General features: G+C 62.6%; 14 protein-coding genes and 1 pseudogene. 4 read left to right on the top strand and 11 right to left on the bottom strand.

The features are described from left to right. Positions 1–32: 32 nt before the first annotated feature. The 8 genes from ATY76_RS15280 to ATY76_RS15315 form a co-directional block, all read right to left on the bottom strand. Positions 33–1,478, bottom strand: coding sequence for an aldehyde dehydrogenase (locus ATY76_RS15280; protein ID WP_088675581.1), 1,446 nt, complete (start codon positions 1,476–1,478; stop codon positions 33–35). A 23-nt stretch (positions 1,479–1,501) separates the two neighbouring features. Next, entirely contained in the window at positions 1,502–2,287 is a 786-nt protein-coding gene (locus ATY76_RS15285) for a coniferyl-alcohol dehydrogenase (RefSeq protein WP_088675582.1), read from the bottom strand. 36 nt (positions 2,288–2,323) lie between these two features. Next, on the bottom strand, positions 2,324–3,349 hold the full coding sequence (locus ATY76_RS15290) for a branched-chain amino acid ABC transporter permease (protein ID WP_088675583.1): 1,026 nt from the start codon (positions 3,347–3,349) through the stop codon (positions 2,324–2,326). Next, complete coding sequence (locus tag ATY76_RS15295; protein WP_088675584.1) at positions 3,346–4,260, bottom strand: branched-chain amino acid ABC transporter permease; 915 nt, start codon at positions 4,258–4,260, stop codon at positions 3,346–3,348. Before ATY76_RS15295 ends, ATY76_RS15290 begins: the two co-directional genes overlap by 4 nt. Further along, positions 4,257–4,985, bottom strand: coding sequence for an ABC transporter ATP-binding protein (locus ATY76_RS15300; RefSeq protein ID WP_088675585.1), 729 nt, complete (start codon positions 4,983–4,985; stop codon positions 4,257–4,259). Before ATY76_RS15300 ends, ATY76_RS15295 begins: the two co-directional genes overlap by 4 nt. Continuing rightward, a complete protein-coding gene (locus ATY76_RS15305; protein WP_088675586.1) occupies positions 4,982–5,734 on the bottom strand; it encodes an ABC transporter ATP-binding protein in 753 nt (250 codons plus the stop codon). The genes ATY76_RS15300 and ATY76_RS15305 overlap by 4 nt, the downstream gene beginning before the upstream one ends. A gap of 6 nt (positions 5,735–5,740) precedes the next feature. After that, positions 5,741–7,045, bottom strand: a complete 1,305-nt coding sequence (locus ATY76_RS15310; RefSeq protein WP_088675587.1) for an ABC transporter substrate-binding protein — start codon at positions 7,043–7,045, stop codon at positions 5,741–5,743. 66 nt (positions 7,046–7,111) lie between these two features. Beyond that, complete coding sequence (locus ATY76_RS15315) at positions 7,112–8,575, bottom strand: aldehyde dehydrogenase (protein ID WP_088675588.1); 1,464 nt, start codon at positions 8,573–8,575, stop codon at positions 7,112–7,114. A gap of 224 nt (positions 8,576–8,799) precedes the next feature. Between ATY76_RS15315 and ATY76_RS15320 the strand changes: the two genes are divergently transcribed. Next, positions 8,800–9,699 (top strand): AraC family transcriptional regulator, encoded by a 900-nt coding sequence (locus ATY76_RS15320; protein WP_088675589.1) that lies wholly within the window; start codon positions 8,800–8,802, stop codon positions 9,697–9,699. Positions 9,700–9,979: 280 nt separating this feature from the next. Beyond that, complete coding sequence (locus tag ATY76_RS15325) at positions 9,980–11,155, top strand: sulfite oxidase (RefSeq protein ID WP_190233664.1); 1,176 nt, start codon at positions 9,980–9,982, stop codon at positions 11,153–11,155. Between the two features lie 211 nt (positions 11,156–11,366). Here ATY76_RS15325 and ATY76_RS15330 read toward each other — a convergent pair whose 3' ends face one another. Beyond that, positions 11,367–12,320 carry a sterol desaturase family protein gene (locus ATY76_RS15330; RefSeq protein ID WP_088675590.1) on the bottom strand — a complete coding sequence of 318 codons (954 nt, stop codon included), beginning with the start codon at positions 12,318–12,320 and terminating at the stop codon, positions 11,367–11,369. A 359-nt stretch (positions 12,321–12,679) separates the two neighbouring features. Between ATY76_RS15330 and ATY76_RS15335 the strand changes: the two genes are divergently transcribed. Next, positions 12,680–13,057 (top strand): nuclease, encoded by a 378-nt coding sequence (locus ATY76_RS15335; protein ID WP_088675591.1) that lies wholly within the window; start codon positions 12,680–12,682, stop codon positions 13,055–13,057. Between the two features lie 570 nt (positions 13,058–13,627). Beyond that, positions 13,628–13,828, top strand: a complete 201-nt coding sequence (locus ATY76_RS15340) for a hypothetical protein (RefSeq protein WP_088675592.1) — start codon at positions 13,628–13,630, stop codon at positions 13,826–13,828. A gap of 364 nt (positions 13,829–14,192) precedes the next feature. Here ATY76_RS15340 and ATY76_RS15345 read toward each other — a convergent pair. Both ATY76_RS15345 and ATY76_RS15350 read right to left on the bottom strand, forming a co-directional pair. Then, a pseudogene (locus ATY76_RS15345) lies at positions 14,193–14,466 on the bottom strand (hypothetical protein). 17 nt (positions 14,467–14,483) lie between these two features. Next, positions 14,484–14,969 carry a MarR family winged helix-turn-helix transcriptional regulator gene (locus ATY76_RS15350; protein ID WP_088675593.1) on the bottom strand — a complete coding sequence of 162 codons (486 nt, stop codon included), beginning with the start codon at positions 14,967–14,969 and terminating at the stop codon, positions 14,484–14,486. Between the last annotated feature and the right edge of the window lie 157 nt (positions 14,970–15,126).

A 15,126-nucleotide genomic window follows, 5' to 3' on the forward strand; every position in this document is an offset into this window, starting at 1 on the left:
GGAATAACCACTGCGGCGCGGTGGCGCCTCCCTCAGAAGGGATAGTGTTGGGCGGAATCCTCCACCGTGATCCAGCGCAGGTCGGTGAATTCGGCGATCGCCGCCTTGCCGCCGAAGCGGCCGTAGCCACTGCCTTTGACGCCGCCGAAGGGCATCTGCGCCTCGTCGTGCAGTGTCGGCCCATTGATGTGGCAGATGCCGGATTCGATGCGCGCGGCAACCGCCATGGCCCGCTGGATGTCGCGGCTGAAGACGGCGGACGACAGGCCGTATTCGGTGTCGTTGGCAATACGGATCGCTTCCTCTTCGCCGGAGACGCGAATGATCGGCTTGACCGGCCCGAAGGATTCTTCCGCATAGACGCGCATTTCAGGTGTGACGCGATCGAGCAGCGTCGCCTCGACGACGGTGCCCGAGCGCTTGCCGCCAGCCACGAGTTTTGCGCCCTTGGCCGTCGCATCGGCGATCAGCCCTTCCATTTTCTTGGCGGCGTCGAGGCTGATCAGCGAACCGAGCACGACATGGCCGCGCGGGTCGCCGGCCGGCAGTTGGCTGGCGCGGGCGGCGAGTTTGGCGACGAACTCATCGGCGATCGCCTCGTCGACGATGATCCGCTCGGTCGACATGCAGATCTGGCCCTGATGCATGAAGGCGCCGAAGATTGCGGCATTGACTGCGCCGTCGATATCGGCGTCGTCGAGAATGACAAGCGGCGCCTTGCCGCCGAGCTCGAGGAGAGCGGGCTTGAGATATTTGCCGCAGGTCTCGGCAATGATCCTGCCGACCTTGGTCGAGCCGGTGAAATTGACGCGCTTGACGGCGGGATGGGCGATCAGCGCGGCGACGATTTCAGGCGCATCCTCCGGCGCGTTGGTGAGGACGTTGATGACGCCGGCGGGAAGGCCCGCCTCGGTGAGAGCGGTGGCGATCAGCCGGTGCGTGCCGGGGCATTGCTCGGATGCCTTGAGGATGACGGTATTGCCGCAGGCGATCGGCATGGCGATGGCGCGGGTGGCGAGAATGACGGGCGCATTCCAGGGGGCGATGGCGAGGCACACGCCGGCGGCCTGGCGAACGCCCATGGCGAGCGTGCCCGGCTTGTCGGAGGGAATGATTTCGCCTGAAATCTGCGTCGTCATGGCGCCGGCCTCGCGCAGGATATTGGCGGCGAGCATGACGTTGAAGCCGGCCCAGGGCGCGGTGGCGCCGGTCTCCTCGATCATCAGCCGGGTGAACTCGCCGGCCTTGGCATCCATGATGTCGGCCGCCTTCATCAGGATGGCGCGGCGCTGGCCGGGGCCGGTCTTCGACCAGGTGACGAAGGCGGCGGAAGCGGCGTCGACGGCGGCGGCGACATCCTCCAGGCTTGCGGCGGCGGCGCGGCTGGCGAGCTTCTCGGTGAACGGATCGAGGCGGTCATAGGTCCGGCCGCCGGAGGCCGCGCGGTCCGCGCCGTTTATGAGCAGGGAAATATTCATCGGGGATCTCCTCAGAAACAGAATTAGAAGCCGAGAACTTCGGCATTGATGGATGCTTCGAGGCCGCCGTCGGCGGCAAGATTGGTGCCGTTGATCCAGCGCGCGCCATCCGAGCAGAGGAAGAGCACGGCGGGGGCGATGTCGGCGGCGGTGCCGGCGCGGCCGACGCGGGTGATGTCGCTGTCGACTCTGGCGTCGCCGAGCACCGCGCGGAACTGTTTGAGGATCGGCGTTTCCACCGGTCCCGGGCTCACCGCATTGACGCGGATACCACGGTCCTTGAACAGGGGTTGGTGCGCCGCGCGCATGGTCCAGAGCAGCAGCAGTTCCTTGGAAAGCGGATAGCCTTCCTCGTCCCTGAGGCCGTGTTCGGCGGCGACCGCCGAGACATCGGGAAAGCCTTCGATGCCGGTCAGGATCTTTGCCCGATCGAGATTAGCACGCCAGCCATAGCCGGCGATCGAGGCGACGTTGACGATGGCGCCGCCTTCGCGCAGGCGCGGTGCCACGGCTTCCGACAGGGCGCGAAGACCGTAGAAATTGACGGCGAGCGTCGAGACGACGCCTGTGTTACCGGAAAGGCCGGCGACATTGGCGAGTGCATCGAGGCGCGAGGGAAGCTGCGCGACGATCTCGGCAACGCCCGAGGGCGTGGACAGATCGCCCCGGATGAAGGCGGCGCCTCCATGGGCGGGTTCGCGCACGTCGATGCCGATGACCTCGGCGCCCATTTGGCCCGCCAGTTCCGCCGTGCGCGCGCCGATGCCGGACGCCACGCCGGTTACCAGGATCGTTTTACCAAAAAGCATGAATGTCACCTTTCACAAGAGAAACTGGAGGCAGGCTCATTCTTCCCATTTGATCTTGTTCGGACCGGGAAGTTTCAGCCGATAGCCGACGGGCAGAAGCTGGAAATCGAAGCGGCGTTCGATTTCGCCCCAAAGCCCCCGCGGCAAGTAGAGGGAGAAGATCAGGGCGGTGGCGCCGAGACCGATCAGATACCAGACGCCGGCGCTGCCGAAGAAGGTTTCGATGACGAAGAACAGAAGAGCGCCGAGGATCGCGCCCTCGAACTTGCCGATGCCGCCGACGAGCACCATGAAGATCATGTAGGCGGTCCACTGGACGCTGAAATAGGTCTTCGGCTGGAAGGTGGTGGCGCTCGCGAGCCACAGGCCGCCGGCGACGGCGATGCCGAAGGCGGCGAGCACGAAGAGCAGCCGCTTGGTCGCGATCACCCGCACGCCGACCGAGGTCGCTGCCTCCTCATTGTCGCGGATCGCCTGCATGGCCGCCCCCGCGCGGCTTCTCATCAGCATGAAGAGCGCGCCGAGCAGGGCCGCCATGGAGGCGAGCGCAAGCCAATAGATCGCCGCCCGCCGCGTGCCGCTGTCATAAAGGTTGAGCGAGATCAGCGAGGTTCCCGTTTCGCCCTGGATGAGGCTGTCGAGATTGACGAGGAGATGGGCGAGCGTGGCCACGACCCACATGCCGATCGCGAACTCGCCGCCCTTCAGCCGCAGCATGAAGAGCGAAAGCGGCACCGACAGCGCACCGGTCACGATCGCGGCGGCAAAGATCGAGACGAAGGGATCGAGCCCTGCATCCGCAAGCCGGATGGTGAAATAGGCGCCGAGGCCGAAGAACACCTGCTGGCCGACGGAGACGAGCCCGCCGAAACCGGCGAGCGCATTCCACATGGCGGCAAGGATCACATAGATGAACAGGGCCGTCATCCGGTCGATCGCGCCGGCGCCGAGCATTATGGGAGCGAGCGCCAGCAGGGCAAGCAAGGCGGCCATGGCGCCGAGCGCCATCCGTGACGATGTCGTCCAGCGTTCGATCGATATTCCGTTGGAGACGAGTGTCATGTCGGGCTCCTGAGACGTGCTCGAAGGTTGAGGAAGGCGCCGAGCCTGTCGAGCCGAGGCATGCCAAACCGGGACAGCCTGATAAAAAGGACGAGCAGGAATACGGCGTGGCCGCCGATCAGGAAGCCTTGCGGATGCAGTTGCGCGCCGAGCGACTGGGCAAGGCCGAGAATGATGCCGCCGGCAAGCGTGCCCCAGAGCGATCCGGCTCCACCGATGAGGGCCGCCTCGAAGGCGAAGAGCAGCTGCGGCCCGCCCGCATAGGGGCTGAAGGTCGCCCGCATTCCGAGAAAGGCGCCGGCGATCCCGATCGTGACCATGGTGATCGCGGTGGCGACGGCATTCACTCTACGTGCATCGATGCCGACGAGCCCAGCCGTATCGGGATCTTCGGCCGTGGCACGGATGGCGCGGCCGAGTGCAAAGCGGCTGAGGAAGAACTGCAGCGCGCCGAGAAGGAGGATCGCCGTTACCATCATCATGACAGCGAGCTTGCCGACGAAGATATGGCCCGGCAGTTGCCAGGATGCATAGGAGAGATTGCCGATGAAGGGCGCGAGCGAGCGCGTGTCGGCGCCGAACTGCTCGAACAGCAGGTTGTCGATGACGATCGACAGGCCGAAGGTCGTCAGGATCGGCAGCAGTGTGCCGCCGCGGGCGCTGCGTTCCAGGATGAAACGCTGCAACAGCCAGCCGAGGATCGCCATGGCCGGCAGCACGATCAGCAGGCCGGCGAAAGGCGGAATGCCAACCTTGGCGGCGAGCAGCCACAGCCCGTAGGCGGCGGCGATCGCCAGGCTGCCATGCGCGAGATTGATAATCCGCATGACCGAAAACATGAAGGACAGTCCGCAGGCGATGACGGCGTAATAGCCACCGAGCAGGATGCCCTGGATCAGGGAATTGATCATGATGCGCTCCTCTCGCCGGCGGCCCGGTGCAATCCGAAATAGGCCTGGGTGACGTGCTCGCGGGTGACGGCCGCCGCCGGCCTGTCGAGCACGATACGTCCTTCCAGCATGCAGATGACCCGGCTTGCGACACTCATGGCGCGGGCGAGATCTTGCTCGACGAGCACGATCGTCGTCCCCGATGTGAGCAGGGACTGCAGCTGGGTATAGACGCGGTCGACGACGAGCGGCGAAAGCCCGAGCGAGACCTCGTCCAGCAGCAAAATATCCGGGTTGCTCATCAGGGCGCGGCCGATCGCGGTCGCCTGCTGCTCCCCGCCCGAGAGGTGGCCCGTCTTGGCATGGCGGCGCGGCTTCAGGTTCGGAAAGGCGTCGAGGACACGGTCGACGCTCCACTCGCCCTTGCGCCCGCAGCTCTTTCCGAGAAGCAGGTTCTCTTCGACGGTCATCTGCGAAAACAGGCGCCGGCCTTCCGGCACCAGGGCGATGCCCCTGGCGATCCGCTTGTGGGAGGGGATGGCGGCGAGATCCTCGCCGTCGAGAAGGATCTCGCCGGAGGCGGGAAGGTGGGCGCCGGCGATCGAGCGAAGCAGCGTCGTCTTGCCTGCGCCGTTGGCGCCGACCAGCGCCAGCACCTCGCCCTTGGCGATATCGAAACTGACCCCGCGCACCGCCTGCAGCAGGCCGTGGCGGACGTCGAGGTTACGGATGGAGAGAAGGCTCATGCCTGCGTTCCTCCGAGATAGGCCTTGACGACTTCGGCGTTGCTCATGACCGCTTTCGGCTCGCCATCGGCGATGATCCGCCCGGCATCCATGCAGATCAGCCGCTCGGCCACCTGCAGCAGGATATGGACGATATGCTCGATCCAGACGATGCCGATGCCGCGGCGGCGCAATTCGAGAATGGTTTCCACGAGTTCGCTCGCCTCGCCGTCGGTGAGCCCGCCGCCGATCTCGTCGAGCAGCAGCAGCCGCGGCTGCGTGGCGAGAGCGCGGGCAAGCTCCAGGCGTTTGCGATCGAGCAGGCCGAGCGTGTCCGCCGGGCGGTTGGCGACGCCGAGCATGCCGCAGAGCGAAAGCGAATCCACCACGCGGTCATAGGCCTCGTCGCGGCTTGCGGCATTGCCGTGGGACGCGGCGACGAAGACGTTTTCGAAAGTCGTCATGCCGCTGAAGGGCTTCGGGATCTGATGTGTCCGCACCAGGCCCGAGCGGCATCGTTCCGCCGCCGTCCGGCGCGTGACGTCGGCGCCATCGAAGGTGATGCTTCCCGCGCTCGGCGGGAAAGCGCCGGCGAGCACGGAGAGCAGCGTCGTCTTGCCGGCGCCGTTCGGCCCGACGATGCCGACCGCGTCGCCGTCGCCCATGGAAAAATCGAGATTTTCCAAGACCACGAGCGCGCCGAACCGCTTGTGGATTCCCCTGGCCGAGAGAAAGGCTCCTCCCGGCCGATTTTGAGTTTGCTGCTGCACCGTGCGTTATCCGTTGTAGGCGGTGAGCTTGGCGCCGACCGGGACGTTGGGGTCGGTGGCGTTTTCCGTGACGACGTAGTCGAGCGCGAATTTCGAGCCTTCCGCCGCCTTGACCCATTGCGTGCCGATGATCGGTCCGGGCGAGACATTGGCGACGGGGCCGCTGGTGAAGTCGACCTTGCCGGCGATCGTCGTCGTCTTCAGCGAGGCGAGCGCCTTGGCAACGGCCTCCTTGCTCTTGACGTCGCTGCTCGCCTTCAGCGCGTCGAAGCCGGCATCGAGAAGCGCGAGGCTGGCGCCGAGCTGCTGCGTCCACTGCTTGCCGCTTGTCGCTTCATAGCCATCGGCAAGCTCGGTTCCCGAGACGCCGGTCAGCGTCGATTTGTAGGGGAAGGCCTTGTGCCAATAGGCGGCGCTGCCGATGTTCATGCCGAGATCGCCGAGCGCCTCGATGTCGGAAGGAAACAGGCCCGTCTTGGCAACCTGGCAGATCTTGATCTGCTGGGTGAGCCCTTGCTGGGCGGCCTGGCGCCAGAAGGCGGCGAAGTCGGGCGGAATGGGGAAAGAGTTGAAGATCTCGACGCCCTCCTGCCGGAAGAGGGCGATCTGCGCCGAGAAATCGGTGGTGCCGGTTTCATAGGCGCCTGGATCGACGATGGTGAAGCCGGCCTTGGCAAGCGCGGGCGCCAGGTGAGCGCGGATCGCATTGCCATCGGCGTCGTTGGGATACATGACGCCGACCTTCTTGTTGGTCTCGATCAGGCTCCACTGCGAGACATAGGCCTTGTGAAACTCCTCGACGCCGAAGCCGAAATGATAGGTCCATTTGAAAGGCGAGGGCGCGCCCGGCTTGGCGCCGCGGCCGAAATACCAGGCTTCCCAGGGCATGACAGTGGAGAGGCAGGGCACGCCGGCCGCCTCGCAGGCATCGGACACCGGATTGATCGTTTCGGGCGTCGAGACGGCGAGCATCAGGTCGATCGCCTGGTTGTTGATCAGCTCCTTCGCCAGCTGGCCGGCGCGCGAGGGATCGGACTGGGTGTCCTGATCGAGAATATCAACCTTCCAGGTCTTGCCGCCGGCCTGCAGGCCGTTCGCCAGCGCCTTGCGTGCGAGGTCGAGCACATAGCCATCAGTCTCGCCGAAGCCGCCGAGCGGGCCGGTGCGCGGGCTGATGAAGCCGACCTTCAGCGTGTCGCCGCTCTCGGCAAAGGCCGTGCGGCCGGAAAGCGCCAGCGCCGCGCTGCCCGCGGCGGCCGATGCGATGAAAGAGCGGCGCGTGAGAGACGCCGTGTTGAATGTCCTGCTCATGAAATTGTTCCTCCCTCTTGGTGCGGGCCTCCCGCCCGTTTCCTGTTCATTCCGGCCGATCTGCCGTCAGATCGGGTATTGTCGTTTTCCCGATGCGATGGTGACCCATCGAAGCTCGGTGAATTCATCGATCGCGGCCTTGCCGCCGAAGCGGCCGTAGCCGCTCGATTTGACGCCGCCGAACGGCATTTGCGGCTCGTCGGAAACCGTCGCCTCGTTGATGTGGCAGATGCCGGATTCGAGCCGCATGGCGACGGCGAGCGCGGCATTGACATCGCCGCTGAAAACCGCCGCCGAAAGCCCGTATTCATTGTCATTGGCGATGGTCACGGCCTCGTCGATGCTGCCGACGCGGATGATCGCCGCGACCGGCCCGAAGCTCTCCTCGCGGTAGATGCGCATGGCAGGCGTGACGTGATCGATGACGGTCGCATCCATCAGCGTGCCGTGGGCCTCGCCGCCGCAGACGAGGACGGCGCCTTTCTGCACGGCGTCGTCGATCAGCGACCGCACACGGCGCACGGCTTCGGCGTTGATCAGCGTACCGAGCGGCGTATTGCCGTCCTTGGGGCTGCCGGCGATAAGGGTTGAGGCTTTCGTTCGGAACTTGCCGACGAAGCCGTCGGCGATCTCGTCCATCAGGATGATCCGCTCGGTCGACATGCAGATCTGGCCCTGGTTCATGAAGGCGCCGAAGGCGGCGGCGCCGACCGCCTCGTCGATATCGGCATCGGCAAGCACGATGAAGGGCGCCTTGCCGCCGAGTTCCAGCAGGCAGCGCTTGAGATGCCGTGCCGAGGCTTCGGCGATGATCCTGCCGACGCGGGTGGAACCGGTGAAGTTGATGCGGCGCACGGCCGGATGGGCGATCAGCGCGTCGACGACGGCGGCGGCGTCACTTGGTGCATTGGAGACGACATTGACGACGCCGCGCGGAAAGCCGGCGTCGCGCAGGATGTCGCCGATCAGGCCATGGGTCTTCGGGCAGAGTTCGGAGGCCTTGAGGACGACGGTGTTGCCGCAGGCAAGCGGCATGGCGACGGCGCGGGTGCCGAGGATGATCGGCGCATTCCAGGGGGCGATGCCGACGCAGACGCCGGCCGGCTGGCGCACCGCCATTGCCATGCTGCCCGGAATGCCTGATGGAATGAGCTCACCTGAGATTTGCGTCGTCATCGCCGCTGCCTCGCGCAGAATATCCGCGCCGAGCCCGCAATTGATTGCCGCCCATTGCGCGGTGGCGCCGGTTTCGCCGGTCATGGCGGCGATAAGTTCGGGCGTGCGGGCTTCGAGAAGGTCGGCTGCGGCATTGAGCAGCCTGCGGCGCTCGCCCGGGCCGGTCTGCGACCAATCGGGAAAGGCGGCTGCGGCTGCATTGGCGGCCCTCGCCATGTCGGCGACGGAGCCCGCCGCGGCGACCGTCGCGACGTCGCCGGTCAGCGGATCGATGCGTTCGAACGTCGCCCCGTCGGACGCCTCCACCGCCTCGTTGTTGATCATCAGCTTTGCCGAAAACACGGTTTTCCCCATCCGCCGCCAGCCGGCGCTTATTTCATTGCCATGGGGGAAGACGAGCGGAAGCCGCGGCCCGAGGGCCGTCCAACCATTCCCGCATCTGTCGAGGTGCCTCCTCCCAAAGGCTGATGGAGATGAGGTTACGCCGATCGTTTCAGGATGGAATGCGATTTGTTGGGTTAATATTGTAATTATCCGGCGATTGCCGCACTGTTCGATGCGCAAAGAGGAGGCGAGCGTTGGCAACGAACGGAGGCATTCATCATTATGCGAGGGGCGAATGGCACGGGCCGTCGCTTTCGCACCGGCGCATTCGTTTCCAGAAAGGGATCTATGCCGATTTTCATCACTTCCTCCTGCTAGGGGACGGCGCGGCCGAACTGCATTTCGACAATGGCGAAGACCGGCCGCTGCAGGGACCGCTCATCGCCTTCCTGCCGCCGCAGGCGCGATGCGATCTTTCCATTGCCGCCGGCACCGCGGCTCATCTTGTCGGGGTGTCGGCGCAGATCATGGTCGATGCGATCGGCGACAAGGTGGAATCCTATTCGCTGCGCCTCTTCACCGAGCAGCGCAAGCTGGTCGAAGCCGCCGATCCTCAGCTGGTGGCCGAAATCGCGCCGCTGATTTCGGGTTTCGTGCGCGAACTCGGCGATCCCGCCCGCTCGTCCTGGATGGTCGCAGCCGCTTATATCAGGCTGGCGCTGATGGCGCTTTGGCGCGGCTGCGGCGGGGAGAGAGGCGAGGAGCGAGGGCAGGGCGAAACCGGATCGATCCTGCAGCGATACCGCCAGCTCGTCGAGGCCGGTTTCCGCAAGCACCGTCCTATCAGCGATTATGCCGCCGAACTCGGCGTCACCGCCGACCGGCTTCATTCCATCTGCCAAAGGGCGCTCGGCCGCTCGCCGATCCAGCTCCTGCACGAACGCGTGGTGCAGGAGGCAAAGCTGAGATTGGAACGCTCGGCCCGCAACATCCAGGAAATCTCCGACAGTCTCGGTTTCCGCGACCCGACCTATTTCAGCCATTTCTTCAAGCGCAAGACCGGCCTTTCCCCCGCCGGCTACCGCGAGATCGCCCGCGCTTCCGCCGGTTCGGAAAACAGCATGCTGTCTTCGGGGTATGCGGATTGGCCTTAGGCCCAGAGTTATTGGGTCGCAAATCGTGCTGACCTAATTCCAAGCCGGCATAGGACTGCAAAGTGCAAATAGCATCATTGCGCGTCAAAATCGGTAATGCCGACATGTGGCCGAAGGCCGACTGTCCGCTGGTAAACACCCAAAACGAAAGCGGAGATCAGAGTTCTTGCCGCTAGGGTCTGGGGTCGGCCCTTTGCTGCCGTTCGAGGTCGATGCGAGGAACGTGCGGTATGTGCTAGGGTCTAAGGCGGAACGCGACAGACGCACTGCGAAGGGCGGTGTGATCGAACCGGAATTCGCGCGACCGAGTGTCAACGTTGTGTTCTTGGAAGGGGAGACGAAGGCGATGCCGACACCAGAGCAACCCAGCCTAATAGTTCGACAGAAATCCCCACCGAACATCGAGTTTCCGTTTGCGTCGCTCTCCGATTGGCTGATCCCAACCGAGCTGTTCTTCGTGCGAAACCATTTCCCGTCGCCGGACCTCGATGCGCGAGACTGGAGATTGCGCGTTGGCGGGGCGGTGGAGCGGCCGATCGAACTTGACCTCGACAGCATCAAGGCGATGCGGAGCACGACTCTCACTGCCGTCGTCGAGTGCGCAGGGAACGGGCGCGTTTACTATGTGCCGCCGAGGGAGGGATTGCAGTGGCAAAACGGAGCCGTCGGGAACGCCGCGTGGACAGGTGTGCTTCTGCGCGAGATTTTGGAAATGGCGGGCGTCAAGCCAACCGCACGTGAGGTTCTGCTCGTAGGTGCCGACAGCGGCGTCGTCGATGCGAACAAGAAAACGGCTTCTCCCGGCCCTATCGCTTTTGCGCGCAGTTTACCGCTTGAGAAGGCCATCGCTGACAGCACGATCCTTGCCTATTCGATGAACGAGGAGCCGTTGACGCGCGACCACGGTTACCCGCTACGCGCGGTCGTGGGTGGCTGGTTCGGCATGGCTTGGGTCAAGTGGATCACTGATATCACGGTTGTGGAGCAACCGTTCCTTGGCTACTGGCAGGCGCGCGACTATTTCCGTTGGGAGCGCAGCCTCGGGGAACCCAGGCTGGTCCCCCTTGCGGAGATGCAGGTCAAAGCGCAGATGGCGCGTCCCGTGCAGGGGGCGCGTCTCATCGTCGGCCAACCGTATCGGATTTTCGGAGCCGCCTGGAGCGGAGAGGCTGTTGTCCGGCAGGTGCAGGTCTGCGCCGGAGATGGCAGGGGCTGGCGCGAGGGAAGGCTCCTCGAAACAGAACGTCCCTTTGCATGGCGCTTGTGGGAGTACATATGGACCCCTGAAGAGGTGGGGCAATATATACTGCGGTGCCGCGCGATCGATGGGGCGGGGTGCGTGCAGCCCGACCTCCCGCATTCCGACTGCGAGAGCTACGCGGCTAATTGGATCGTTCCGGTGGAAGTTACGGTCGTTCCCGAGCCACGGACGTATGAGGAGGAATTCGTGATCTAATTACCGATGGGGCGGAATGGCGGCTTTTTGGCGCAACTGCGACCCGCGTTGTGTCATGTCCGCTTTGCAGCAACTGCGACCCGCGGCTCGATGACCATTGTGACGGCGCGAGGCTGCCGAACACTGATTGCCCAACATCAGGGCAGGCGGATGCTAGGTGTGTAGTCCCGAAAGCTGCCGCTTTTCACATCAAGCCGATGCCGGCTTCGCGCTACCGGCGCTCTCCCGGGCCCGACAGCCCCTGCGGGGAGACAGGCTTTCCGCTTATGGGGCTTACGGCCTTGGCAGCTTGCCACGCGCGTTGGAAGAAACGGATTTCTGTGGCGATGCTTTCGCGGAACGGATCGGTTTGGTTGAAGTAGTTGCGGTCGAGACCCAGCTTTGCACCTTCTGCTTCACCCTCGTAATAGGTGCCGAACAAATGATCCCAGATCGGAAAATAATTGGCGAAATTCTTGTCGTGATGTTCCCGCACTTGGGAGTGATGGATGAAGTGGTCGCGTGGTGACTGGATCACGTATTTGCCAAACCAGCCATGCCAGGGAATGGCACTGTGCTTGACCAGACCAATGGCGCCAAAGGTGATGGTCACGAAGGCGAATTCCGCCGTTGGCAGCCCGATAAGCAGCGCCGGAACGACCATGATGGCCACGTTTATGGCCTTCTCCAGCGGATGCTCGCGCGACGAAGTCAGCGCGTTGAACTCTTCGGCTGCGTGGTGAAATTCGTGCAGCCGCCATAGTACGGGCAGCCGGTGCATCAGCCGATGCTGCCAGTAGCTCAAGAAGTCTGACAGCACTAGGAACAAGAGAACTTGTGCCCAGCCTGGCAGCCTCCGGGCAAGATCCAGGTGGGGGGCATCCTGGGCCGCGTGGGTGATGGCATAGGACAGACCGAATGATGCGAGCGCCGCGAATAACGTAATCATACCCGTCGCCTGAAGGACGAAATAGACGATGTCGGTGATTGTGGATTTGGTGCGTTCGAAGAAAACCCGACGGAACCCGGAATTGCCGAACCCCACATAGGCGAGTTCCACCGCGAAAACGGTCAGAACCAAGCCAATAGAAATGGCGAAACTGAGCGCCATTGCCCGACCATTCAGATAATAAGTGTTGTAAAAAAAGCTCCCAAGCTTGTGCACGCAGTAATAGACCAGCTCCATGGCACCTTACCCCAAACGCGAACCCTTACAGCCTAGTCCTGGCGACGCGCTTTCGACCGATTGCTCAAAAGGACGATCGGGGCGTCCTTTTGATGGTGGAAGTGCAGAGTCATCGACCGCCGATCTACTGAAGGTTGGCGCGGGTCTGAAGATAATCAATTGCCTGAATTTATTAATCTGCCGGGGTATAGTTGAAACTAGCGACGGGCTCTTTACGACGTAAAGTGCCAGAGTGAGCATACAGCTTGCCGAAGTATTTTTGCCGCTGAGACGACGCCGTTGGCCCTGCTACGCAACACGAGCATGAGGCGTGGCGGGACGGACCAAATGGAACGAACTTAGGAGCCGAGCTCTTCGAAATGATTGCCGGACTCATCCTCTGCGCCTCGCTGACGGCCGTCGACGGCGACACGATGAAATCCGACGGCAAAAATATGCGACTGCTAGGGGAAGGCGTTGCCTGCGTTTCCGGCATCGACACACCGGTGATCGGATCGCATGCGAAGTGCGTCAAGGAACGGAAGCTGGCGCTGATCGCCAAGGGAAGGCTGAAAGAGCTTTTGACTGAAAGGGCTTACGGGATCGAATCGAGCAGTGCGGTGGACAAGACGCAGTCGAACCGGCCGCTCGTCAACATCGAACGAGTGACGAAGATAGAAGATATCGGAAGGACCCTGCTACAAGAAGGGTTCGCCCGGCCGTGGACGCCGGGGCGTCGCAACGATTGGTGTGACTGATGCCAGGCCGGATGGCCGCCCAGCGCACAGGAGACACCATTGCTTGGGGCAAGCAAATAATCGCCAGGCGGCACTACATCTATAATAGGAGATATTATTTCGCTTTGTAGATGGCGTCCGATCTTTTGTCCGGCAACGTACAACACGTTACTTTACAGTCGGAAATATAATTCAAAAGGATAAAGTACGACTTATTGCGGACCAAAAGAAAATTATGCAAAATTTTGTAGGCGCCTCGGCGCAATGCTTACAAAACAACCCCACACACTACCCCGGCAAATTGCGGGGGTTTCTCGTCCGGCACCTTACGGGAACTACACAGCGACAATCAGGTTAGATCACTGGATCGCGGGAGAAAACCAGTACTTTTAGATCGCATTATGCCCTTCTCCTAGCGATCCACCCGATTCCAGAGTTGGGTCGTGCGGAGGTAGGTTTACGGTCTGCTCCCAAAGCGACGCTCCGCGCGGCCCGACGCCCTCGATGCAGGCCGAACACTAGGTCGTGAGGTGCTCTCACGTTGAACCATCGCGCTCACGGCCTAAGGTTAGCATGGGAAGTGAGGGCGTCATGATCCTGTCTCAGGTATTCCAGACCCAAAGCGTGCTGAATGATGACGAAGTGGCCCTATGCCAAAGGGTGTTCGATCACGTCGTTCTGGCCAAACAGGTCAAATCGGATGCAGAGCGGCAGGATCTGGCGGCTCGGATCATCCAGTCGTATCAACACGGAGTTACAGACGAAGAGGCTCTATTGCGTTTGTTGATTTGAACATTGCAAAATACATGGGAACTTCTCTTGCTTTGCGGCGTTTTACTATCGGACGTACAGTCTCTACGGAGACTCGCACATTCGTCCTTTCCAAAAGCGTTAACTAGCCCCGCCAATCCAGCGGGGCTTTTTTTGACCAGTTTCGTGGGGAAACGTCCGTGACCCGCTTGCCCCAGCGCCACTTCGGACCTCCCCTACCACACCTGTCAGCGTACGCTGACGAACATCGTGGAACTGCGGAATCCATCGTCCGTTTATCCGGCGGGTCGTGCGGTCAAGCAGTTCGCTGCACTGCCACACCCCATGGCAGTAGCCGTGCGGCCCACCTTTTTGGCGCCGCGTTCAGAACGATTTTGCCGGCTATCTAGTCTAGCTTCAGCCAGTGCCTTGCCCACGCAATTGCGCTATCGCTTATGTAGGCCACAATGCTGCCGATCGTCAGGCCGGCGATGGCAATCAAACCCGATATGCCATAGCTTGGCTTGCTCGTCGAGGCGCTTGTGAATGACGGCCATCCCCTCGTGGCGTTCGCCTTCTCGTCGCTCAGATCTTTTCGGAGCAGGGCCACGCTGTCGTATGCCGTCGAGAGTGCCTTCCAGGCGCCCGAGGGGTCGGATGATGTCGTCATTGGACGCCATTTCTCGTCTTTCGGGAGCTAGTTTCCCTTATAGATCCGCTTCAGCGCGGTGAGCAGCGCCGCCATTTCATCGCCCGAAAACAGGTCGATGAAATGCTGTTCATGCCTGTCGATCAGCTTGCGGGCGCGTGCGAGCATCGCCCGTCCCGCGGTCGTCAGATGCAGTTCCTGGCGGCGGCGGTCTGCCGCGGAGGGGCGGCGCTCGACCAGGTCGCGGGCGGCCAGCCGGTTGACGAGGGCCATCATGGTTGCGCGGTCGGTGCCGAGCGTGTTGGCGAGGTCGATCTGCGATGCGCCGGGATTGGCTGAGATGAGTTCCATCACCGCGAGCTGCTTCTGTGTCAGCGCCAGCTCCTCCATGGTTTCGGCGAAGTCGCGATAGATCGCGACATGCGCCATGCGCAGATGAAAGCCCAGGAGATCGCCAAGCCTGCCGACGTCGAGAGGAGGCGTTGCGGAAGCTTCCTCGGTGTCGAAATCATCCTGCGGTGGTTTTGCTGCCATCGTTCGTCTCGCCTCGTTGAGGCGCCATAACCATCAAAATCAGCGGGTTAGTCAATATGCCTTATGCGGCGGCCGGGAGTATTTCTCTCGTCCACTCGGGCTTTCGGATTTTCTTTGAACAGCATCTTGCATCCCGCCGGGAAACGATATTAGTATG

Origin of the sequence: Rhizobium sp. R339 (assembly GCF_002211395.1) — a bacterium.
Taxonomy (GTDB): Bacteria; Pseudomonadota; Alphaproteobacteria; order Rhizobiales; family Rhizobiaceae; genus Rhizobium.